This is a genomic window from Aquitalea pelogenes (genome assembly GCF_041914625.1).
Lineage (GTDB): Bacteria > Pseudomonadota > Gammaproteobacteria > Burkholderiales > Chromobacteriaceae > Aquitalea > Aquitalea pelogenes.
Genome location: NZ_JAYSDA010000013.1, coordinates 46,609 through 69,152 on the forward strand (window position 1 = coordinate 46,609; position 22,544 = coordinate 69,152).

At 61.9% G+C, this 22,544-nt stretch carries 20 protein-coding genes; 5 read left to right on the forward strand and 15 right to left on the reverse strand.

What is annotated here, in order from left to right; translation table 11 throughout:
- The first annotated feature begins 92 nt into the window (after positions 1 to 92).
- Positions 93 to 1,124: a histone deacetylase family protein gene (locus ACE3SE_RS11975; RefSeq protein WP_374555538.1), complete on the forward strand. Its 1,032-nt coding sequence runs from the start codon at positions 93 to 95 to the stop codon at positions 1,122 to 1,124.
- A gap of 62 nt (positions 1,125 to 1,186) precedes the next feature.
- On the opposite strand, the gene ACE3SE_RS11980 is transcribed toward ACE3SE_RS11975, so the two are convergent.
- The 4 genes from ACE3SE_RS11980 to ACE3SE_RS11995 form a co-directional block, all read right to left on the reverse strand.
- Positions 1,187 to 2,437 carry a cystathionine gamma-synthase family protein gene (locus ACE3SE_RS11980; RefSeq protein WP_062788579.1) on the reverse strand — a complete coding sequence of 417 codons (1,251 nt, stop codon included), beginning with the start codon at positions 2,435 to 2,437 and terminating at the stop codon, positions 1,187 to 1,189.
- 103 nt (positions 2,438 to 2,540) lie between these two features.
- Positions 2,541 to 2,855, reverse strand: coding sequence for a rhodanese-like domain-containing protein (locus tag ACE3SE_RS11985; protein ID WP_374555540.1), 315 nt, complete (start codon positions 2,853 to 2,855; stop codon positions 2,541 to 2,543).
- A gap of 264 nt (positions 2,856 to 3,119) precedes the next feature.
- Positions 3,120 to 3,377, reverse strand: a complete 258-nt coding sequence (locus tag ACE3SE_RS11990) for a hypothetical protein (RefSeq protein WP_374555542.1) — start codon at positions 3,375 to 3,377, stop codon at positions 3,120 to 3,122.
- A 1-nt stretch (position 3,378) separates the two neighbouring features.
- The gene (locus ACE3SE_RS11995) at positions 3,379 to 4,620 is read right to left on the reverse strand and encodes a hypothetical protein (RefSeq protein ID WP_374555544.1); all 1,242 of its coding nucleotides are present in this window, start codon (positions 4,618 to 4,620) and stop codon (positions 3,379 to 3,381) included.
- A 302-nt stretch (positions 4,621 to 4,922) separates the two neighbouring features.
- On the opposite strand from ACE3SE_RS11995, the gene ACE3SE_RS12000 reads away from it, so the two are divergent.
- Positions 4,923 to 6,194, forward strand: a complete 1,272-nt coding sequence (locus ACE3SE_RS12000) for a Rid family hydrolase (protein WP_374555546.1) — start codon at positions 4,923 to 4,925, stop codon at positions 6,192 to 6,194.
- A 55-nt stretch (positions 6,195 to 6,249) separates the two neighbouring features.
- Here the strand turns inward: ACE3SE_RS12000 and ACE3SE_RS12005 are convergent, their stop codons facing one another.
- On the reverse strand, positions 6,250 to 7,674 hold the full coding sequence (locus tag ACE3SE_RS12005; RefSeq protein ID WP_374555548.1) for an aminotransferase-like domain-containing protein: 1,425 nt from the start codon (positions 7,672 to 7,674) through the stop codon (positions 6,250 to 6,252).
- A gap of 175 nt (positions 7,675 to 7,849) precedes the next feature.
- Here ACE3SE_RS12005 and ACE3SE_RS12010 point away from each other — a divergent pair, with 175 nt between their 5' ends.
- Entirely contained in the window at positions 7,850 to 8,104 is a 255-nt protein-coding gene (locus tag ACE3SE_RS12010) for a hypothetical protein (protein WP_374555550.1), read from the forward strand.
- On the opposite strand, the gene ACE3SE_RS12015 is transcribed toward ACE3SE_RS12010, so the two are convergent.
- A complete protein-coding gene (locus ACE3SE_RS12015; RefSeq protein WP_374555552.1) occupies positions 8,101 to 9,003 on the reverse strand; it encodes a LysR family transcriptional regulator in 903 nt (300 codons plus the stop codon). The genes ACE3SE_RS12010 and ACE3SE_RS12015 overlap by 4 nt on opposite strands.
- Positions 9,004 to 9,096: 93 nt before the next feature.
- Between ACE3SE_RS12015 and ACE3SE_RS12020 the strand changes: the two genes are divergently transcribed.
- Together ACE3SE_RS12020 and ACE3SE_RS12025 are read left to right on the forward strand one after the other, a co-directional pair.
- Positions 9,097 to 9,579: a DinB family protein gene (locus ACE3SE_RS12020; RefSeq protein WP_374555554.1), complete on the forward strand. Its 483-nt coding sequence runs from the start codon at positions 9,097 to 9,099 to the stop codon at positions 9,577 to 9,579.
- A gap of 13 nt (positions 9,580 to 9,592) precedes the next feature.
- Positions 9,593 to 10,075: an OsmC family protein gene (locus ACE3SE_RS12025; RefSeq protein WP_374555555.1), complete on the forward strand. Its 483-nt coding sequence runs from the start codon at positions 9,593 to 9,595 to the stop codon at positions 10,073 to 10,075.
- Between the two features lie 3 nt (positions 10,076 to 10,078).
- Here the strand turns inward: ACE3SE_RS12025 and cobA are convergent, their stop codons facing one another.
- From cobA to ACE3SE_RS12070, 9 genes are all read right to left on the reverse strand, one after another.
- Positions 10,079 to 10,840, reverse strand: a complete 762-nt coding sequence (cobA, locus tag ACE3SE_RS12030) for a uroporphyrinogen-III C-methyltransferase (protein WP_374555557.1) — start codon at positions 10,838 to 10,840, stop codon at positions 10,079 to 10,081.
- 15 nt (positions 10,841 to 10,855) lie between these two features.
- Positions 10,856 to 13,564, reverse strand: coding sequence for a nitrate reductase (locus ACE3SE_RS12035; protein WP_374555559.1), 2,709 nt, complete (start codon positions 13,562 to 13,564; stop codon positions 10,856 to 10,858).
- 47 nt (positions 13,565 to 13,611) lie between these two features.
- Entirely contained in the window at positions 13,612 to 13,929 is a 318-nt protein-coding gene (gene nirD / locus ACE3SE_RS12040; RefSeq protein ID WP_374555561.1) for a nitrite reductase small subunit NirD, read from the reverse strand.
- A 12-nt stretch (positions 13,930 to 13,941) separates the two neighbouring features.
- Positions 13,942 to 16,392: a nitrite reductase large subunit NirB gene (gene nirB, locus ACE3SE_RS12045; RefSeq protein WP_374555563.1), complete on the reverse strand. Its 2,451-nt coding sequence runs from the start codon at positions 16,390 to 16,392 to the stop codon at positions 13,942 to 13,944.
- Positions 16,393 to 16,416: 24 nt separating this feature from the next.
- Positions 16,417 to 17,619 carry a nitrate/nitrite transporter gene (locus tag ACE3SE_RS12050; protein WP_374555565.1) on the reverse strand — a complete coding sequence of 401 codons (1,203 nt, stop codon included), beginning with the start codon at positions 17,617 to 17,619 and terminating at the stop codon, positions 16,417 to 16,419.
- A 253-nt stretch (positions 17,620 to 17,872) separates the two neighbouring features.
- The gene (locus ACE3SE_RS12055) at positions 17,873 to 18,976 is read right to left on the reverse strand and encodes a CmpA/NrtA family ABC transporter substrate-binding protein (RefSeq protein ID WP_374555567.1); all 1,104 of its coding nucleotides are present in this window, start codon (positions 18,974 to 18,976) and stop codon (positions 17,873 to 17,875) included.
- Between the two features lie 9 nt (positions 18,977 to 18,985).
- The gene (locus tag ACE3SE_RS12060) at positions 18,986 to 19,576 is read right to left on the reverse strand and encodes an ANTAR domain-containing response regulator (protein WP_131359851.1); all 591 of its coding nucleotides are present in this window, start codon (positions 19,574 to 19,576) and stop codon (positions 18,986 to 18,988) included.
- Between the two features lie 129 nt (positions 19,577 to 19,705).
- The gene (locus ACE3SE_RS12065; protein ID WP_374555569.1) at positions 19,706 to 20,185 is read right to left on the reverse strand and encodes an acetone carboxylase subunit gamma; all 480 of its coding nucleotides are present in this window, start codon (positions 20,183 to 20,185) and stop codon (positions 19,706 to 19,708) included.
- A gap of 25 nt (positions 20,186 to 20,210) precedes the next feature.
- A complete protein-coding gene (locus ACE3SE_RS12070; protein ID WP_374555571.1) occupies positions 20,211 to 22,535 on the reverse strand; it encodes a hydantoinase B/oxoprolinase family protein in 2,325 nt (774 codons plus the stop codon).
- Positions 22,536 to 22,544 lie beyond the last annotated feature (9 nt).

A 22,544-nucleotide genomic window follows, 5' to 3' on the forward strand; every position in this document is an offset into this window, starting at 1 on the left:
CAGTTTGGCTTTTTTGTAACAAGAAAAGCAAAATATTTTTCCTGTCTGGCAAGCATACTGTGCAACAGGACAACAGCCAGCCAGGGTTCAACATGCTTACTTTTTATAATCCGGACCACCAACTGCACCACGCCTCCGAACTGAAGGATGGCAAGGTGTCGCCCTGCTTTGAAATGCCGCACCGTGCCGACACCATTCTGGAGCGCGTGCGCCATAGCGGCCTGGGGGAAATTGCCAGGGCGGCGCACTATGACAGCGCGCGTTATGCACGGGTACACAGTGAACGCTACGTACGTTTTCTGGAGCAGGCCTGGCAGGAGTGGAGCGCGCTGGGCCACCAGCATGATGCGCTGCCACTGGTGTGGCCGGTGCGGGATTTGCGCAGTGATATCGAGCCGGAACATATCGACGGCAAGCTGGGGTTTTATGCGATGGATGCCGGGGTAGCCATCACCAGCGGTACCTGGCAGGCGGTGTGCGGCAGCGCGGATACGGCACTCAGCGCCATGGACCACCTGCTGCAAGGCCACGACAGTGCTTTTGCGCTATGCCGGCCGCCCGGCCACCATGCGGCGGCGGAGTATATGGGCGGCTATTGCTACCTGAACAATGCCGCCATTGCCGCGCAGTCCTGCCTGGATCAGGGCGGCAAGCGGGTTGTGGTGCTGGATGTGGACTTTCACCATGGCAACGGCACGCAAAGCATTTTCTACCAGCGCCCGGATGTGCTGTTTGTCTCGCTGCATGGCGACCCGCGCCGCTCCTACCCGTATTTTTCCGGCCATCGTGACGAAACCGGCAGCGGAGCCGGCATGGGCTTCAACCTCAACTACCCGTTGCCACACGGCACCGACTGGGCGGCCTACGCAATTGCGCTGCAGGATGCCTGCCAGCGCATCCGCGCCTATCAGCCGGACGCGCTGGTGATTTCACTGGGGGTGGATACCTTCGAGCACGACCCGATCAGCCATTTCAGGCTGGCAAGCCCGGACTACCTGCGCATGGGAGCCAGCATTGCCGCCATTGGCACACCCACGCTGTTCGTAATGGAGGGTGGCTATATGGTGGAGGAAATCGGCATCAACGCAGTGAATGTGCTGCAGGGCTTTGCCGACGCACGCTGAAACTGGCCATGTAACAACGGGCGGCGGACCTCCCGGTCGGCGCGCCCGCTTTCATTCAGGACTTAGCCCAGGCTGGCAAAAGCCTGTTCAAAATCGGCAATCAGGTCGCCCACCTCTTCCAGCCCGACCGACACTCGTACCATGCCGTCCGGAATATCCATTTCCTTGCGTTTTTCCGGGCCGGCTTCCCAGAAAATGGTGGAGGCCACCGGAATCACCAGCGTGCGGGTATCGCCCAGGCCGGTGGCCTTGATCGGCACTTGCAGGGTGTTGAGCAAGGTATTGGTTTGTGCGGCGTCGTACAGCTCGAAGGACAATAGCCAGGCATTGCCACGGAACAGTTCACGCGCGCGCTGGTATTGCGGGTGGCTGGGCAGGCCCGGATAGGACACCTTGCGCACTGCCGGGTGGGCTTCCAGATATTCGGCCAGTTGCTGGGCGGTGTTGCTGCAGTGCCCTACCCGCAAGGCCAGCGTTTCCATGCCGATGGAAATCAGGTTGGCATGCTCGGACGACAGCGACGCCCCCATGTCGCGCAAGGCTTTCTTGCGGATCTGGGTCAGGCCTTGCTGGGCAGCAGGGCCCTTGCGGTAGTCGTCTGCGATATTCGGATAGGCCGACCAATCAAACAGGCCGGTATCCGTCACTGCGCCGCCCAGTGCCGCGCCGTGGCCGGCCAGGGTCTTGGTGAGTGAGTTCACCACCAGGCTGGCACCCACACTGGCCGGAGTGAACAATGCGGCCGAGGTAATGGTGTTGTCCACCACATACACCAGACCATGGGCCTGACACAGCTGGCCTATGCCTTGCAGGTCGGCAATCTGGGTGCCGGGGTTGGCAATGGTTTCCACGAACACCATGCGGGTGGCCGGAGTGAGGGCAGCCGCCACGCTGTCCGCCGAGGCCATGTCCACCATGCTCACCTCCACACCGAACTGGCGCAGCGTGCCCAGCAGGCTGTTGGTATTGCCGAACACATGGCGGCTGGAGACGATATGGTCGCCCGCCTTCAGCAAGGACAGGAAAATCGCGGCAATCGCGCCCATGCCGGTGGCAAAACAGACGGTACCAATGCCGTGTTCGATTTCGGTGATCTTGGCTTCCAGCGCTGCCGTGGTGGGCGTACCCTGACGGGCATAATTGAAGCCACCTTTCTTGCTGCCCTGGAAAATACCGATCAGGTCTTCAACACTTTCCAGACCGTACTGCACCGAGTTGTGTACCGGGGCGCGCAACGCGCCATATTCCATGCCCGCGCGACGGTCACGATGCACGATGGTGGTGGAGAGGCCCTGCTTGTCTGTTTTGCTCATTATCCTGTTTCCTGATGTGGGCCATCCGCACCCTGTCCGGTGGCGAATGTCCGGTGTCGGCGGCTCTGCCGCCTGTTTTGTCCTGTCCGGTGATCGTCGTATTTCAGCGCTGCTGCAGCAGGCGGTTCACCGTCGCCATGTTCTTGCCATTGATGACCTGCGGCAAACCGGCGGCCAGCAGCATTTTCCTGGCATGCGCTGCACGCATGCCGGCCTGGCAGTACAGCACCACCGGCCTTGCCGCTGCCAGCAGCTGTGCGCTGTGAGCGGGAATAGCCGCCAGCGGGATATTGATGGCACCCGTCACGTGCTCAGTGGCAAATTCGGCGGGCTCGCGTACATCCACCACCAGCACATTGGCAGGCAATGCCGCTGGCTTGCCTGCGCCGAAGAGCAGCCGGGAAATGAAATTGAACATGCTGTCCTTGATTGAAGCAGTCTCTGCGCCCGGCAACATGCAGGCGCGCGAATGAGGCTTATTTTAACCAGAGCCAGCGGTACTTGCCCGGCTTCTTTGTCAAAAAACGGAAGTCTGGTGAACATCGGTATGGCGTGGGCGGGGTGATCCCGGCGGAAGCACCAAGCGGACGGGAGGCTGGGTGAATCTGGCAGGCAGACACGAAAAAGGCCGGAGAACCCGGCCTTTGCGGTGTACTGCTGACTGAAGCTGACTTGAAGCCTGTCAGTGCGCGGCGGCGGACACTACAGGCATGAGCGCCGGTGCCGACGGTATACAGCCGGTTTCCAGCAACAGGTTTTCAATATGCTGCAACTGTGCCCGCGCTTCTTTTACTTTTTCATCCAGTGCAAAAAATTCCAGCGTGTAGGCTTCAATCTTGCTGCCGTCGCGGTTTGTCATCGATTTCCCCTTGTGCTTTGTTTGGGTGTTTATCGACGCGGGTGGCAAATGCTTGAGGCAGTTGGCGGTGAAAAGCTGCAAATCATTTCCGCAGTGATGCGTCTCCCGCACTGGCACAGCGGGTGGCAGAGCGTGCCGGACTGGTCTGGCGCGGGTCGAATTGCCACCATTGCACGCCGCGTTCGGTCAGCGACAGCCAGTCCAGCCTGCCATCGCGGCGTGGCAGGCCGACGCTACCCACGGGCCGCCAGGGTACAGGGCGGCCCTTGCTCTCACGCAGCAGGCCTTGCAGTTGCAGGCTGTCCGGCCCGGCAGCCAGCTGCAGCAAGCGGCCATCCGCCGTGGGGGTAAACACCGTAGTGCCGCTCACCATCAGCCCGGCCTCACGCACCGTGACGGGCAGGCAATCGAGACGGGCCTTCAACTGGCCAGCACTGTCCAGCAGCCAGGCCACCCCTTGTCCCTTGATGGTGGCCAGCACCACAAAACGTGACACGGCAGGCAGCCAGGCCAGATTGTAGTGGTACAGCTGCAAGTCAGCGGACAGCAGACGGATATCGCTGAGGCTGCCGCGCTGCGGGTCCAGCACGGCCATGTTCAGCTGACCGGTTTTCTGCCCGTCGGTGATTTGCTGCCACACCAGCAAGGCCGTGCGCTCGCCACCAGCCAGCATGGGCCACCAGGCACGCTCTTCATCCACTACGTCAATCGACTGCAGGATTTCACCCTGCCCGTCGTAAACCTGCACATACACCCCGTTGCCGCTGCCCTGCCCGTTTACGCCGTCGCCATCCACCCAGCCATCGGAATAAAACAGCACAAAACGCTCGCCCACTGCCGCCACATGGCCGGAGTGACCGCCGGACACGGCCTTTTGCGGATAAGGCTTGATCGGCCGCATGGCGGCATCGTAAACCGCATAGCGCTGGCTGACTTCGTCCTTGCTGTTCCAGCCGTCTTCAAATGTCAGCATCACATGGCCGCTACGGTTACGCGCGGCGGAAACCGGCTCCTGCGCTTCCGGCCTGGCAATCAGGATTTGCGGCTGGCCTTGCGCAACTTCGTCACTGTGCCAGTGCAGCAGATAGACATCATGCTGCCAGCGCCCCTGTGCATCTTCCCCGCGCGGCGGTAAACCGGCGCTGCTGAAAAACACATCGTAGTCGCCGTTCTGCACTGTTGGCAGTGCCACCACGCCATGCATGAAGCTGCGCAGGTCTTGCTGACTGCGCGGTGCAGCCTGCGTGTCTGCCAGCATCAACAGGTACATGCATAGCCCGGCAAGGTGCCGTGAAAACAGGCTGACTGATGAGCGCTGCTGCATGATTTCTCCGTTCTGGAGTCGGTAACTGTTTTGCTGTCATGACAGGAAATAGTGGCGCTACCAGAGCATTTTGCAGGAGCAAGCCACCCGCTTTTTCCGCCAGGCAGGACGGCGCATTTGCCTGCATGGCCTTTGCTTGATAAATATCAATATTCGCTTATTTACTAAAAATAAGACATCTCTTATATTCACGTTTTCTTATCTGGCAACTGCAAGCCGGTAGCAAAACCGCGTCATCCACGCACAGGCAAGCCACAGGCACAGGTCAAGCCACCCTTTCCCCGCACGAGGCAATATATACCATGAGCTCTTTCAATGCCGTTCTGGCCCGCAACGCTGCCGGCCTTCCCTCCGCCGACCGTCAGGCCGCCCACAGCGTCGCCTTCTCCCACTACAACAATCTGTCGGCACAGCTACCGCTGGACCGCACCACCGGCCAGCTGGTAGCCGGTGGTATCCGTCAGCAGGCAGAACAGTGCTTCGAGAATATCCGCAGCATCGTGGAAAGCATCAATCACAGCATGGATGATGTGGTGCGCATCACCATCTTCCTGCGTGATATCGCCGACCTGGCCACGGTGAATGCCGTATACGCCACTTTCTTCCCGGTTTACGTACCGGCACTGACCGCCGTGGCCGTGCATGACCTGCCACTGGGCGCGCTGCTGCAGGTGGAAGCGCTGCTGTCCAATGGCGAAGGCACCATTCCGAATGCACCGCAAGCCGGCGACCTGATCAAGCTGGCGCGCAATACCGACAGCGCACCCTGCTCTGCCCTGTCCACCCAGACCGTAGCGTTTTCCCATTACAACAATCTGACCGCACAACTACCGGTCAACCCGCATACCGGCGTGCTGGTGGAAGGTGGTATCGAGGAGCAGGCCGCCCAGTGCCTGCGCAATATCAAGGCTATCCTGAACAGCATTGACGTGCCGTTTGACGACATTGTCAAAATCAACCTGTACCTGACTGATCTGGCCGACCTGCCCGCAGTGGACGCTGTTTACAGCACTTTCTTCCCGGATTCCGCCATTGCCCGCAGCCATGCCTATTTCCCGGCCCGCAGCGTGATTCCGGCACAGGCGCTGCCGCTGGCAGCCCGTATCCAGATCGAAGCCGTGGTATCGCATGGCGACGGCACCCCGCCGCAAGCAGTAGAAGACCGCCACGGCATTGTCATCCGTACCGGTCGTAGCGCGGACGTGCCGCAAGACAAGCTGGCCACGCAGTCGGTTGCCTTCTCGCACTACAACCACATTTCCGCCCTGCTGCCCGTTAGCGCCCATGACGGCAAGGTAGTGGCTGGTGGCATTGCCGCGCAAACCCGCCAGTGTCTGGAACACTTGCAGAACATTACGCACAGCATTGAGCACAGCCTGGCGGATGTGGTGAAAGTGAATATCTGCCTGACCCGGCTGGCCGACCTGCCGCTGGTGGATGCGGTGTATCGGGATTACTTCCCCAACGCCACACCGGCCCGTCGCATTATCGGTGTAGCCAGCTTGCCGGCTGGTGCGGACATCCAGATTGATGCCGTGCTGGCCAATGCCGAAGGCACTGCCCCGCGCAACTGAAGCAGCTTGACTGGCCAAACCACAGCGCCTGGCGAACCCGGTACTGCCGGGTCCGCTAGCCGCTGCGGTATTGCTGCCACACCAGTTGACTCAGTCGCAGCAGCCGGTCTTGCTGCTCCGGCGTCCAGGCCGCAGCGCAGGACAGGCGCACGCAATGGCGATAGCCGCCGCGTGGCGAAAACAGCGGCCCCGGTGCCAGGCCTATGCCTTCCTGCCGGGCTTGCTGGTGCAAGACCAGACTGTCGAAGCCCTGCGGAAACACCAGCCACAAGGCAAAGCCGCCTTGCGGCGCGGTGTATTGCACATCAGCCGGAAAATGCTGCGCCAGACCCTGCAACAAGCCTTGCATCTGGCTGGCTATGGCTCGGCGCAAGCGCCGCATGTGGCGGGGATAGGCACCGCTTTCCAGAAAACGCGCCAATACCGCCTGATTCAGCGTAGGCGTGGAGTGCGTGCTGAGGTATTTCTGCACTTCCACCTGGTTGCGGTAGCGACCCGGATCTATCCAGCCTATGCGCAAGCCGGGGGCCACATCCTTAGTGAGCGAGGCGCAATACAGCACGTTGCCGCTACGATCAAACGCCTTGATCGGGCGTGGCCGCTGCCTGCCGTAGTAAAACTCGCCGTAAACATCATCCTCGATCAGCGGAATGCCACGCGCGGCCAGCATGTCGGCCACTTTTTCCTTGGCGGCATCCGGCATCAGCGCGCCCAGCGGATTGGAAAAATTGGGCACCAGAATCACCGCCTTGATGGCGGAATCGCGGGTGGCCAGCTCCAGCGCGTCTACCGAAATGCCGCTCACCGGGTCGGTGGGAATCTCCACCACGCGCAAACCCAGCGCTTTCAGCGTGAACAGCAGCGAAAAATAGGCCGGTGACTCCACCGCCACCACATCACCCGGCCGGGTAAGCGCACGCAAGGCCAGGTTAAGCGCCTCGATGGTGCCCTGGGTGACAATCAGCTGTTCCGGATGCAATTGACCACCCCACTCCAGTGCCAGCCGCGCAATCTGGCGCTTGAAGGCTGGCAGGCCGCTGGGGCGCCCGTAGTCGGACAGCAGGTCCGGGTGATGACGCATGCAGTCCAGCGTCATGCGTTGCAACTGGGCGGTGGGCAGCAGGTCGTGCGGTGCCACGGCACTGCGAAAACCCTGCATGCGCTCGGTGTGCTGCTCGGATTGGTCCTCGACATAGCTCCACAACAATGGGTCAACCGACACCTCGGTAGCCGCGGCCAGGCGCAGCAAGGGCGTGCTGTCGCTGCGCTGGCGCACAAAGTAGCCGGACTGTGGCCGCGCCTCCACCAGGCCCTGGTCCTCCAGCAGGCGGAAAGCCTGTTGCACCGTACTGAGGCTAAGACCCCGCCGCAATTTCATGTCGCGCAGCGACGGCAGACGCTCGCCCACGCGCAATACGCGGCTGGCGATCTGGGCGGCGATATCATCGGCCAGTTGCTGGTAAAGAGGCTGCTTGTCCATGCCTCCATGATAAGGGATTGCATCACGGCCACCACGGACAGTTGTACACAAAAACAGGCAGTACAGTTGCAAAAAAACCTGCGCTGTCATGGCTGTTTTTGGCCAACTGTGTGGCTACCGGCGCTGTTTTGCCGGCGCTAAGCTGTTTGGCATCAACCGCAGCGGAGCACACGACATGACCACATTGCTACTGAAACAGGGTGAATTGCTAAGCCTGCAAGGCCGCCTGCCGCACAGCCTGAGCGTGCAGCAAGGACGGGTATGGATCAGCTACTGCGGCCAGGATGTGATTCTGGTGCGTGGTGCCAGCTGGACGCCAGGCAAGGCCAGCGGGGAAACACTGTTGCTGGAAGCCGTTGGCGGCCCGGCGCAGCTGAGTTTGCAGTTGCAGGGTGAGCACAGCCTGTTGCAACTGGCCAGCTGCGGCTAGTCTGGCTGGCCGAAGGTTTCGTGCAGGAAGTCCAGCATGGCGGTGAGCTTGGCCTGATGCTGGCGGCCCGGCGGGTACAAGGCGGTGAGCGGCATGCTGTCGTCCACCCGCCACGGCTGCAGGATTTCCACCAGCCTGCCATCTTGCAATGCCGGTTCCAGCAAGAAGGCCGACTGACGGATGATGCCAGCGCCTGCCAAGGCCAGGCTGAGCAGGGATTCGGCACTGTCCACGCTCAGCCTGGCACTGACATCCACCCGGCGCAATGCGCCATCCACCATGAAGGGCCACTGGTCGGCCTGCTCCACATCCGCCACCACCAGGCACTGGTGCTGTGCCAGCTGGTCCGGGTGCTCTGGGCTGCCAAACTGGCGCAGATAGGCCGGTGCCGCACACACCTTGCGCGGCAGGCTGGCAATGGGGCGCGCCACCAGGTTGTCCACCGGGCCCAGCGGCCCCAGCCGCAAGCCCAGGTCGAAACCGTCGGCGGCGATGTCCACCAGATGGTCGCTCACCGACAGGGCCAGCCGCAATTGCGGGTAACGTGCCATGAAGCGTGGCAGCGCCGGTAGCAACTGCTGGTTGCCAAAAGCAGTGCCCACGGTAATGCGCAGCGTGCCTTGCGGAATATTGCGGCCAAAACGCAGGTCGGCCTCGGCGCTGGCCAGGTCGTCCACGATGCGCCGGGCATGGGCGATGAAACGCTCGCCCTCCGCTGTGGCCACCACCCGGCGGGTACTGCGGGCAAACAGGCGGCAGCCCAGGCGTTTTTCCAGCCGGTCTATTGCCTTGGACAGGGCCGAGGCCGTCAGCCCCAACCGTTCTGCCGCGCGGGTGAAGCTGGCGCTTTCGTTCAGATACAGCACGGCCAGCAATTCGGTGGTTTGCGTTTCTATCATATTGCTGAATCTGTTTCAGTAATGAATTTCCTGAAAGACAGATTCTAAAACCCGCCATGCGTAATAAGCTAGGTTTTTCACGGAGGACAGCTCATGCACACCCAACTGCACACCCTGTTTCAGGCCAAGACCTGGGCTAACCGGCAATTGTTTGCCCTGCTGGAACAACAACTACCGGCACTGTCTGCCGATACCCGGACCACCGCTGTGCGCATGCTGAACCATGTGTGGCTGGTGGAGCAGATCTTCCAGGCCAATCTGCAACAGCTACCGCACGGCTTTGAGGCGCTGAACACACCTGAAACCCCAACGCTGGCCGAACTGCAAGCGCGTCAGCAGGCCAGCGATGGCTGGTATCTACATTATCTGGACAGCGTGGACGCCAGCCAGCTGACCGAGGCGGTGGACTTCCGCTTTGTCGATGGCAAGCCGGGCAGGATGCAGCGCTGTGAAATGCTGCTGCACCTGATTACTCACGGCAGCTATCATCGCGGCATGGTGGGACGCATGCTGGCGGAGGCGGATATCCGCCCGCCCAAGGACAGCCTCACCATCTTTCTGCATCAAACTGCCTGAACGGGAGAACACAATGGCGCAATTCGTGGTGGAAGTGGAATGGCAACGCAGCGGTCAGGATTTTCTTGATCGTCGCTACAGCCGCAATCATGTGCTGCGCTTTGATGGCGGTACCGAAGTGGCGGGTTCGTCCTCCCCCGCCGTGGTGCGGCTGCCGATGTCGGATGCCAGCGCGGTGGACCCGGAAGAAGCCTTCGTGGCGGCGCTGTCCAGTTGCCACATGCTGTGGTTTCTGGACCTGGCCGCCCGTGCCGGTTTTACCGTAGAGCGTTATCTGGACCGGGCCAGTGGCGAGATGGGCAAGAATGCGGCCGGGCAACTGGCCATTACCCGCGTCACGCTGCGGCCGGATGTGCAATTTGGCAGTGCCAACCCGCCCAGCGCGGCCCAGCATGCCCAGCTGCACCATCAGGCGCACAGCAACTGCTTTATTGCCAATTCCGTGACATCTACCGTGCTGTGCCAGCCGGTGGGGCTGGACGAGACGTCGGTCTAGCCATCAGGCACAGCCTTGTGCTGCTGCGGGCTGCACCATGGCGGGCAGGCTGGCTTCGGCCATGGCCTCGCCCACCAGAATGATGGCCGGGCTGCCCATGCCAGCGGCCAGGGCGTCGGCTTCCAGCGTGGCCAGCGTGCTTAGCAGGCGCTGCTCCTGCGGCGTGCTGGCCCACTGCACCACGGCCACCGGGGTGCTGGCTGGCAGGTGCTGCAGCAGCGCCTGATTCAGGCTGGCAATGCGGCTCATGCCCATATAGATGGCCAAGGTGGTGCCGGTGGCGGCCAGTGCCTGCCAGTCCGGCTCGCTGTGGTCCTGTGCGTGGGCAGTCACCAGCGTCACGCCACGGCAATGCTGGCGATGGGTGAGCGATACATTCAGGCTGGCGGCTGCTGCCAGTGCCGCACTGATGCCGTTCACCACTTCCACCACGATACCGTGTTGTTGCAGATAGCGGATTTCCTCACCGGCACGGCCAAACAACAGTACCTCGCCGCCCTTCACCCGCACCACCCGCCTGCCCTGCATGGCATAACGGCGCATCAGGCGCTGGATGAAATCCTGCGGCGTGGACTTGCAACCACCGCGCTTACCCACCCGCACCACCTGCGCCTGCGGAGCCAGACTGACGATGTCCGGGTTGACCAGCTCGTCCAGCAGCAGTACCTCCGCCGCCTGCAACTGGCGCACCGCCTTGAGGGTGAGCAGTTCCAGATCGCCGGGGCCCGCTCCCAGCAGCACCACCTTGCCTGTTTCGCGTTTCATGTTCTCACTCCCTGTTCAGGCAGGCTGCGCCACTGTGGCGGCCATGCGTTTGATTTCCGGCACACAGGAACCGCAGACGCTGCCGCAGCCCAGTGTACCCTTGAGTTGTTCCACACTATCGCCCCGCTCCAGACACTGGCGGATGGTGTTTTCGCCTACCTGTCGGCACTGGCAGACCATTTTTTCCCGCACCACGGTGCGCTGTCCGGCCGGGGCAAACACGGTCAGGCGCGATCCCTGCCATTGTTCCCCCGCTTGCAGTTGCTGCAGCAGGCTGTCCGCTGCCGGGCCGTCTGTCGTACTGCTGCTGGCAAACACAAAGCCCGCCAGACGGCCATCGGCCCAGGCCACGCGCTTGACCACACCGCGCCGGTCGTCGCGGTATTCCAGCACCTCCGGACCGGGCTGCAGGCCCAGCACATCCAGCAGCTGTTGCAGCCAGTCATCCAGCGCCGTCGCATGCGCGGCGCGCAACAATAAAATATCCGGGCCATGCAAGGCAATGGCGGCATAGCTGCACTGGCAAAGAAGCGGTGCCAGCCGCGCCTGCATGGCCGGCAGGTCGTCACAGTGCAGCGCCGCCGTCACCCGCCACGGCAGGCTGATTTTTTCCACCTTTACCGCCGCATGCTTGAGTTCCGGCTGGAAGGACTGGCCATCCACCTGCGGCTGGCTGGTTTCATTGATGCCGCCACTATTGAGAAACTGGCCATTCCAGTGCATGGCGGCAAATACCGTGCCGCCGGGCAGTTCGCGGCTGATGGCAAGCGGCAATACCAGCTGGCCGCGCTTGCTGCTGATGCGTACCAGATCGCCCGCTTGCAGGCCACGGCGTTCGGCATCGTCCGGGTGCATTTCCAGTGCCGGTTCCGGGCGGTGGGCAAACAGCTGCGGCAGACGGCCGGTGCGGCTCATGCCATGCCACTGGTCACGCAGGCGACCAGTCAGCAGGCGGAAGGGGTAATGCGCCGACACATTCTCTGCCGGTGGCTGGTAACGCACGGCATGAAAACGGGCGCGGCCATTGGCAGTGGCAAACACGCCATCGACATAACGCCGCGCCTGCCCTTGTTCCGCGCCAGCAGGCCGCGGCCATTGCTGCGGCCCGGCTCTGTCCAGCACCGCATGGCTCAGCCCGCTGATGTCCAGATCCCGCCCAATGGTGAGTGCGCAATGTTCGTCAAACACACTGGCGACTTCAGTATCAGCAAACAGGCTGGCAGCGCCGGGATACAGCAGGGCCTCCAGACGGCGGGCAATCTGGCTGACAATCCAGCCATCGCTTTGCGCCTCGCCCGGTGGTGGCACGGCGGCACGCACCCGGCTGATGCGGCGTTCGGAATTGGTGACCGTGCCTTCTTTTTCACCCCAGGTGGCTGCGGGCAGCAAGATGTCGGCCAGCGCGGTAGTGTCGGTGTGGGCAAAGGCGTCCTGCACCACCACCAGCTCGGCCCTGGCCAGTGCGGCGCGTACCTGTGGCAGATTGGGCAGCGAGTGCGCCGGGTTGCTGCAGGCAATCCAGATGGCCTTGATGCGCCCCTGCTGCAATGCGTCGAACATGGCAATGGCGGGCAGGCCGGGCGTGGCCGACAGCCGCTCGGTCGGCACGCCCCAGTGGGCGGCCACTTCGGCACGGTGCGCGCCGTTGTCGATATCACGGTGCGCCGCCAGCATGGTGGCCATGCCGCCTACTTCGCGCCCGCCCATGGCATTAGGCTGGCCGGTGAGCGAAAACGGCCCGGCACCGGGCTTGCCAATCTGCCCGGTGGCCAGATGCAGGTTGATCAGCGCCAGGTTCTTGTCAGTACCGTGGCTGGACTGGTTCAGCCCCATACAGTACAGCGACAGGCTGGCCGGGCTGTGGCCAAACCACTCGGCCGCCTGAATCAGGTCTTCTTCGCGGATGCCGCAGATTTCCGCCGCCATGTTGGGCGTGGTGTTGCGCACCATCTGCTTGAGTTCGGCAAAGCCTTCGGTATGGGCGCTGATGTAATCCGCTGCCACCAGCCCTTCCCAGATCAGGTGATGCAGCATGCCGTTGAACAGCGCTACATCGGTGCCGGGCTGAATCTGCAAATGCAGGTCGGCCATGGCGGCGGTGTCGGTGCGGCGCGGGTCGATGACAATCCAGCGCGTGTCCGGCCTCGCCGCACGGGCTTCTTCCAGCCGACGCAGCAGCACCGGATGTGCATAAGCCAGATTGCTGCCGGCAAACAGCACACAGTCAGCCTGTTCCAGATCGGCATAACAGGTGGGCGGGCCATCGGCACCAAAGGCTTTCTTGTAAGCGGTAACGGCGCTGGACATGCACAGGCGGGAGTTGGTGTCGATATTGTTGGTGCCCACCACGCCCTTGGCCAGCTTGTTGAACAGATAGTAGTCCTCGGTCAGCAACTGGCCAGACACGTAAAATGCCACCGCGTCCGGCCCGTGCTGGTGGATGATGCGGGCAAAACTTTCGGCCACGCTGTCCAGCGCGCTGTCCAAGTCAACGCGCTGGCGCGGCGCATCGCGGGTGAGCCGCATTTCCGGATACAGCGCACGGCCACTGTCGCTGGCGGCACTGGCCGCCAGGTTCAGCCCCTTGCTGCACAGCCGGCCAAAATTGGCCGGGTGTTCCGGGTCGCCCCGTACACCTGTTATGCGCCCGTCTTCGCTGGCAATCAGCACGCCACAGCCTGTGCCGCAATAGCAGCAGGTGGAGCGGGTTTCAGTCTTGCTCATTTGCCCATCCTTTTCTGATGACAAGGTCCCGTTGCAATCGGCCTTGTTCACAAACCCAGCAGCACCATGCCCTGTTCCAGCTTTACCGGAAAATGGCGGGCGCAGCCTTCGTCCGGCGCACGTGCTTCGCCGCTGGCCAGGTCGATATTCCAGCTGTGCAGCGGGCAAGTCACCGACTCGCCGTGCACAATGCCCTGGCTCAGCGGCCCGCCCTTGTGCGGGCAGCGGTCCAGCAGGGCAAATACCTTGTCGTCATGGGTGCGGAACACCGCCACATTGCCACTGGCGCGTTCCACCACCCGGCTGCCTTGCGGCGGAATGTCGGCGAGGGCGCAAATCTGAACCCAGTATTGGCTGTCTGTCATGCTGTGCGCTCCTCAGGCTTCCAGTTTGATCGGGATGAATTCGTTTTTCTGCGCCCCGGCAATGCGTGCCGCCCACGGGTCGGGCAGGCCTTGCAGCGAGAACAGCAGCCGCTGGTACAAGGCCTGGCGGCTGGCAGCATCGGTCACTACCCTGGCCTTGATGACATCCAGGCCGACACGGGCGATGTAGTGCACGGTGCGGTCCAGGTAATAGGCTTCCTCGCGGTACAGCTGCAAGAATGCGCCGCTGTATTCCTTCACTTCCTCGGCGGTTTTCACCTTGCACAGGAATTGCGCCACCTCGGTCTTGATGCCGCCGTTGCCGCCTACATACAGCTCCCAGCCGGAATCCACCGCAATCACCCCCACGTCCTTGATGCCGGCTTCGGCACAGTTGCGCGGGCAGCCGGACACCGCCAGCTTCACCTTGTGCGGCGACCACATATTGGCCAGCATGGTTTCCAGATCAATGCCCATCTGGGTGCTGTTCTGGGTGCCAAAGCGGCAGAACTCGCTACCGACACAGGTTTTCACCGTGCGGATGGATTTGCCGTAGGCATGGCCGGACTGCATGCCCAGGTCCTGCCACACATTGACCAGGTCTTCCTTCTTCACGCCCAGCAGGTCGATACGCTGACCGCCTGTGACTTTCACCATCGGCACCTGGTATTTGTCGGCCACGTCGGCAATGCGGCGCAGCTCGCTGGCGGTGGTGACTCCACCCTTCATCTGCGGAATCACCGAGAAGGTGCCGTCCTTCTGGATATTGGCGTGCACCCGTTCGTTGACGAAGCGGCTTTGCGGATCGTCCACCGCCTCATGCGGCCAGCTGGACAACAGGTAGTAGTTGATGGCCGGACGGCAGGTGGCGCAACCATTGGGGGTGCGCCACTCCAGAAAATGGAACACCTCGGCGTGGGTCAGCAGGTGCTGTTCGCGGATGGCCTTGCGCACTTCGCCGTGGCTGCGGTCGGTGCAGCCGCACACCGCCTTGGTCTTGGGCGTTTCCTGGAAATCGGTACCCACCACGCTCATCAATATCTGCTCCACCAGGCCGGAGCAGGAACCGCAGGAACTGGCCGCCTTGGTGTGCTTTTTCACCTCGTCCAGGGTAAACAGGCCCTTGTCCTTGATGGCCTTGACGATGCTTCCCTTGCACACCCCATTGCAGCCGCATACTTCGTCGCTGTCTTGCATGCAGGCGGCCTTGCTCTGCCCTTGCACGCCGGCATCACCAATGGCGGATTCGCCAAACATCAGCGTATCGCGCAAATCCGCCACCGAGCGGCCTTCGCGCAGCAGCTTGAAATACCAGGCACCGTCGGCGGTATCGCCATACAGGCAGACCCCGGCCAGCTTGTCGTCCTTGATCACCAGCTTCTTGTACACGCCGCCAGCCGGGTCGGACAGCACGATGTCCTCCATGCCCTCGCCGCCCATGAAGTCGCCAGCCGAGAACAGATCAATCCCGGTGACTTTCAGCTTGGTGGACAGCACCGAACCCTGATAGCGGCCAATACCCAGCTGGGCCAGATGGTTGGCACACACCCTGGCCTGCTCGAACAAGGGAGCGACCAGTCCGTAAGCCACACCGCGATGGCTGACGCACTCGCCCACTGCATACACGCGCGGGTCGTAGGTTTGCAGCGCATCGCTCACCACAATGCCGCGCTCGCAGTGCAGGCCGCAGGATTCGGCCAGTGCGGTATTGGGGCGAATCCCCACCGCCATCACCACCAACTGCGCGTCTACCTGCTCACCATCGCTAAAACGCACCCCGGCCACACCGCCCTGGCCGTCATCCAGAATGGCGGCGGTCTGCTTGCCCAGCAAAAAGCCGATGCCACGCTCTTCCAGTGCCCGGCGCAGCAGGCCACCGGCTACGTCGTCCAGCTGACGGTCCAGCAGCCAGTCACCCAGATGCACCACGGTCACTTCCATGCCGCGCAGCTTCAGGCCGTTGGCGGCCTCCAGCCCCAACAGGCCACCGCCAATCACCACCGCCTGACGCTTGGTTTTGGCGACTTCCATCATCAGCTCGGTATCGCGGATGTCACGGTAGCTGATGACGCCATCCAGCTCCTTGCCCGGCACTGGCAAGATGAAGGGCGTGGAGCCGGTGGCCAGCAGCAGGCGGTCGTACGCCGCCTCGGTGCCATCCTCGGCGATGACTTTGCGGCGGACCCGGTCGATGGTGGCCACATTCTTGCCCATGTAGAGGGTGATGCCGTGCTCGGCGTACCACTCCACGCTGTTGAGAATGATGTCCTTGAAATCCTGCTCCCCGGCCAGCACCGGCGACAGCAAAATGCGGTTGTAATTGGGATGCGGCTCGGCCCCGAATACCGTGATGTCGTACAAATCCGGTGCCAGGCCCAGCAACTCCTCCACGGTGCGGATGCCGGCCATGCCATTACCCACCACCACCAGCTTTTGCCGGGCCTTGCCCTGCAGTTCTGCCATGTTCATCCTGCTCTCCCTTGCTTCTTATACCCGTGCCGCGGCAACGGTCGAGCCACTGCGCCAGCGTTGTTTCACCCCGGAAAGGCTCAGCCAGGCCAGGCAGCACAGGCAGGCAAACAGCCACAAACCTGCTGCATAACCACCGCTAGCCTGCTTGATGGCTCCCAGACTGGCGGCCAGTGCAAAACCACCTACCCCGCCCGCCATACCCACCAGGCCGGTCATCACGCCGATTTCCTTGCCAAAGCGTTGCGGCACCAGCTGGAACACCGCGCCATTACCGGCACCCAGGCACAGCATGGCCAGGATGAACAGCAGCAGTGCCACAGATGGGCCACCCACATTGAAACCGGCCGCGCCAATCAGCAGCGCACAGCACAGATACACCGCGAGCAAGGAACGGGTGCCGCCCAGACGGTCGGCCAGCATGCCGCCCAGCGGCCGCATCACCGAACCGGCAAACACACAGGCGGCGGTGTACAGCCCTGCAGTTTTGGCATCAAAGGCAAACTGGTCGTGAAAGTAACCCGGCAGCGCGCTGGCAAAGCCGGAAAAGCCGCCAAAGGTCATGGAATAGAAAAACATGAACCACCAGGCGTCCTTTTCCTTCAGCACGGCCATATAGTCGGCCAGCTTCTTGGCTGGCGGCGCATTGGGTGCATCCTTGGCGCAGAAGGTGAAGATGAGCAGCGCGGCTATGAGCGGAATGCAGGCCAGGCCGAACACGTTCTGCCAGCCAAAAGCCAGTGCCAGCGCCGGGGCAAACAAGGCGGCCAGCACGGTGCCGGAATTACCCGCCCCGGCAATGCCCATGGCCGTACCCTGATGCTGTGGTGGATACCAGCGCGAGGCCAGCGGCAGCGATACCGCAAACGAGGCCCCGGCCACGCCCAGGAACAAGCCCAGCAGCAGCGCGCCACCCAGGCTGGCAATGCCGACCTGCCAGGCCGCCAGCAAGGCGGCAATCACCACCAGCTGGCCGATGATGCCGGCCCCGCGCGCGCCGATGCGGTCCACCAGCACACCCATCAACAGGCGCAGGATGGCCCCGGCGAGGATGGGCGTGGCCACCATCAGGCCGCGTTGCTGGGTGGACAGATGCAGTGCGCTGGCAATGGGCACCTGCAAGGGGCCCAGCAGATACCACACCATGAAACTGAGGTCGAAATACAGAAAGGCTGAAAACAGGGTCGGCTTGTGTCCGGCTTGCCAGAAAGTGCGGTCCATGTAGTACTCCTGTCGGGGAAGTGTGCTTCCCGCCAAATGGCCAAAACAAAAACGGCGCCCTCCCTGACGGTGAAGTCAGGAGAGGACGCCGTTGTCCGTATCGGTAGTGGCCGCCGTTGGCCACTGCCGTGATGTATGGTGCAGTCAGCACGCCGTTGCGCTGCTACACCGCACTTATTGCAATTTGCGTGCCAGCCGGAAAATGCTGTTTGCGGGAGTATTCATGCCGGTTTTGCTCGGATATTGCACCGCATCAGTGCGTGTATTGCGACAGCGCACCGACACTGGGCGCACTGCCGGAATAATCTGGCCAGTGGCTGCCGTCCATCAGCACGCTGTGGCGGTCATGTACAGCGGGCAATGACAAGCCGCACGCCCGGGCCGCCTGCTCATACAAGGCGGTCTGGTTGACGCTGGCCACCACGGCGGCCGCGTCATTGCCCTGCCACATGCCCCAGCGCCGGTATTGCTGCAAAAACCACAAGGCATCCGACGGATAAGGGTAATTGACGCGACCTTCATCACAAAAATGCAGTGGACCGGCATCCGCTGCGGTCCAGTGTTGCAGGATCAGCTCCGCCGGCATGGCCAGGCAGTCTTCCGCGGCCAGCCAGGCGGCCGCCAGTGCGTGGTTTTCCGGCTGGTCCAGCCAGTGGCAGGCCAGCAGCAGCGCCTGTACCAGACGCCCGGCAACATCCGGCTGTTGCTGTGCCAGTTCGCGTCGGCAAGCCAGTACCTTTTCCGGGTGATTGGGCCAGATGACCGCACTGTCCGTCACCAGGCTGGCAACCCCGCGCTGCTGTGCCAGTGCATGCCAGGGCTGGCCGGCACAGAACCCGTCCAGCACACCAGCCTGCATGGCATCGCTCATTTGTGCCGGTGGAATCACCACGCAACGGGCATCGCGCAAGGGATGCACACCCTGGGCGGCCAGCCAGTAATACAGCCACATGGCGTGGGTGCCGGTGGGAAAGGTATGTGCCAGTGCCAGCGGGCGGCCCAGTTGCTGGCTGATTTCCATCAGGCTGGCACCCTGACAATAGGCATCGGCCAAAGCCGGAGCCAGGCTGATGCCCTGCCCGTTCTGGTTCAGCGTCATCAGGATGGCCATGTCGCAGGGCGGATTACCCATGCCCAGCTGCATGCCGTACACCAGCCCGTACAGCGCATGCGCGGCATCCAGTTGCCCGGTCATCAGCTTGTCGCGCACCGCCGACCAGGACGGCTGGCGGTGCAGGCAGAATTGCAGACCCATTTCACGGTCCAGCCCCAGACGCTGTGCCACCACCAGCGGTGCGCAATCTGTCAGTGCGACAAAGCCCAGATTCAGTGTGTGCAAGCATGCGGGAACAGTCATGAATGTCTTTCAGCCCAGCAGCTTGCTGGAGTTGATCAGTTGGCGGGACAGTTCGGCCAGCCGCAAGCCGCTTTGCATGGCCTGGCTGCGCAGCAGCGCATAGGCGTCGGCTTCGGACAGCTGGCGGCGCTCCATCAGGATGCCCTTGGCGCGTTCGATCAGCTTGCGCTCTGCCAGTTGCTCTTCCATCTGCAGCAGTCGCTTTTTAAGGCGGGCATCTTCTTCAAACTTGACCCGTGCCATGTCGATGATCGGTGCCAGGCGGCTGGCCGCCACCTGATCCACCACATAGGCGGTGACACCAGCACTGACTGCAGCCTGAATGGCGGGCAAGCCGCCTTGCTCGGCAAACATCACCACCGGGCGTGGCGCGGCGTGGCCCATCAGTGCCAGTTGTTCCAGTGTGTCGCGGGAGGGAGATTCGGTATCAATGATGATGATGTCGGGGGACTGGCTGTCCACCAGCTGCAGCAGCTCGGCTGCGCCTTGTGCCTGTGCCACCACCAGATAGCCAGCCGCCGTCAGCGCAGCATGCAGCTGCGCCATCGGGCGGTCGGTATCGTTGACCAGTAATAGTCGTAATGGAGTGGAAGCAGTCATGGCAGCCATCATCGGGTGATGACCACCAGGGATGCAATATTCGTGCCCAAGGCCAGCCAGTGCGAGGCAGTGCAAGCACCCCGCACCGCTTAGCCCTTGGACTCAGTTGGCCCGCTCTGGCAGCGGTATTTACAGCCACTGCTGATAGAAGGTTTCGATGTCCGGCTCGAAATCGTGAATCACCGGATACCAGGGGGTGGGTGCTTCCACATCATGCATGGTGGCGCATTGCGGGCAGTAATACTCGCGATACACCTGCCACTGCGTGTCCGGTGCCATCAGCGGCGGGTACACCTCGGCCATGGCTTCGGGGCTATCACGCACATGAATCATGGCATGGAGCTTCCAGTTTTCGCGGTAATCACCAAACACATGGCCGCAATCGCACTGCGTCACCCAGCGCTTGTCCTGACAGGACTGCACGATATACAGGTGTGGGCCCAGTGGCAGGATGATGCGGTCGGGAAAGCTCACCTTCTCCTGCAAGGCGGCCAGGTATTGCACAAAGCGCTGCTGATCCTTGGGCATGGACAGCATGCGAAAGGTGGTGTCCCAGTCCAGCGTGCCATCCACCAGATGGGAAATCTGTTCATTGGTATATGCCGACATGTGCTGTCTCCTTCTGCATGGGGTTTTACTCTTCCACCTGCACCACGGTGGTGACATCGGGTAGCAAGGACAAATCCATACGGTGTTTGGCACCATAAGACGGCACCCCCAGCTCACTCTCCAGCAGCTGCCAGTCGTCCGGCAAGCTCCAGAAGGCCTTGAACTGGCGGCTGAACTTGTCGGACAGGGCAAAGCTGGTGGCAAACATGTGCTGCACCTGTACCGAGGCCTGCCTGGCCAGAATCCGCTCGCGCTCCTGCTGCATCCAGACGCGGGTGGGCTGCGCACGGGCCAGCCTTTCCTGCCGCATTTGCGCGCGCCGCTGCCGGGTTTTTGTCACATCCACGGTATAACGGCCCTTGCTGTCACAGCTGAACACCGCGCCATACACGCGTTCTGCGTATTCCGGCAGCAGGAATTGCTGGTTCAGGTCGGCCTCTATCGCCTTGGGGTCGCGGTCTATCGGGTCGCCAAAACCCGGCCCGCCGCGCAGGTAGTTCAGGTAGAGGTCGTAGTTGTCATAGCAGTCTTCGGTGCTCATGCACTGCTTGTCACGCTTGACCCTGGCCCCCGCTTCCAGATGTCGCTCATAGTCTGGCTGTGTCGGGTTGGCATCCCCGCCCAACGGCAGCGATTCGCCAGCAGCAATGCGTTTTGCCAGCCCGGTGTTATGCGCTTCAAAACGATAGCCGGTGGCCGCGGGGTAGCCGCCCATCAGCCCCCAGTCGCTGTTCATGTAGCCATTACCCATGAAGAACATGGTCCAGTCCTGTGCCTTCCACACCATGCGCAGGGTTTCGAAACCGCAGCCACCACGGTATTTGCCATAGCCACCGGAGTTGGTTTTGACATTGCGCCCCAGGTACAGCAGCGGCTCGGCCATTTCCCAGATTTCGATATCACCCATATCGCCTTCCGGGTTCCAGATGGCAGCGGCGTGGTTCAGCCCGTCCTTGATGGCGCTGGCCCCTGTGCCGCAGGAGCTGGCTTCAAAGCTGTTGACCGCATGGATTTCGCCATCCTGATTGATGCCGCCGCCTTGCAGCCAGTTGGAGGTGTTGGCATTACCGGCATTGACTTCTTCCAGATAGCCACGACTGAAATAGGCCTGACTCAGTCCGCGCCACAGGGCGGACCAGCCGGACACCAGAAAATGCCAGGCGTAGGCATGTCCGGTACGGCGGTCATCCGGATTGCACCACGTGCCCTTGGGCAGGCGGAACTCAGTAGCGTAGTAAGCGCCATCGTTGATGCGCTGGGTGGGCACCAGGGTCTGGCACATCATCACCCAGATGCCGGAAGTGAAGGCCACCTGATGGGCATTGAAGGTGTGCCAGCCCCAGCGGCTGGCACCTTCAAAGTCCAGCCGCCATTTGCCGTCCGGCCTGATGGTCATCTCGCACGGGGAATGCATGATGGAGTCCAGCTTGGCAAAGGCATTGGATACCTGCACGTCTTCGTGTTTGTACGGTACGTCGACAAACGACACCTTGCGGTACACGCCCGGCAGGGTCATGGCCTTGATGCGACCCATCAGTCCGCGACGCCCTTCTTCTATCACTTCAAAGGCAAATTTCTCGTAGGCTTCAATGCCATCAGCCCGGATCACCTCCTCAACCAGATCGCGGATCATGTGGCAGCCGGCAATGCGGGTTTTTTCGTCGAGGATCCAGTACTTGGGCGTGCGTACCGAACGCTGCGATTCGTGCAGCCAGTCACGCAGCGGTACATCGTTGATGCCGGTCTTGCGGCAGGTAATCATGTAGCCATCACCAAAACGCTGGGTTTGCCCGGTGGACATGGAGCCCGGCGTCACTGCTCCGGTATCGATGACATGGGTGACCCCGCCCACCCAGCCTATCAGCCTGCCCTCCCAGAAAATGGGCACGATGGTGGCAATGTCGCAGGGGTGAACATTGCCGATGGCGCAGTCGTTGGTGGTGAACATATCACCGGGATGAATGCCGGGATTGCTCTCCCAGTCGTTCTCGATCATGTACTTGATGGCTGCACCCATGGTGCCGACATGAATGATGATGCCGGTGGAGGTGAGCACGCAGTCACCGGCAGCGTTGTAGAGGGTGAAGCACAGTTCGCCCTCTTGCTCGACGATGGGGCTGGCGGCAATTTTCTTGGCTGTTTCACGCGCATGCACCAGCCCGCCGCGCAGCTTGGAAAACAGCTTTTCGTAACCGATAGGGTCGCCATCGCGCAGCGCCAGCTCTGTCAGCCCGTTGTAATGCCCGGTGGCACGGGTGCGTTCGATGATGGCGTCGCGGTACTGCTTCAGGGTCTGGCCGTTATGTAACAGATTGGCCGAGCCGAATTCCTGCTTGTTAAACATGTTCATGGTGCGTCT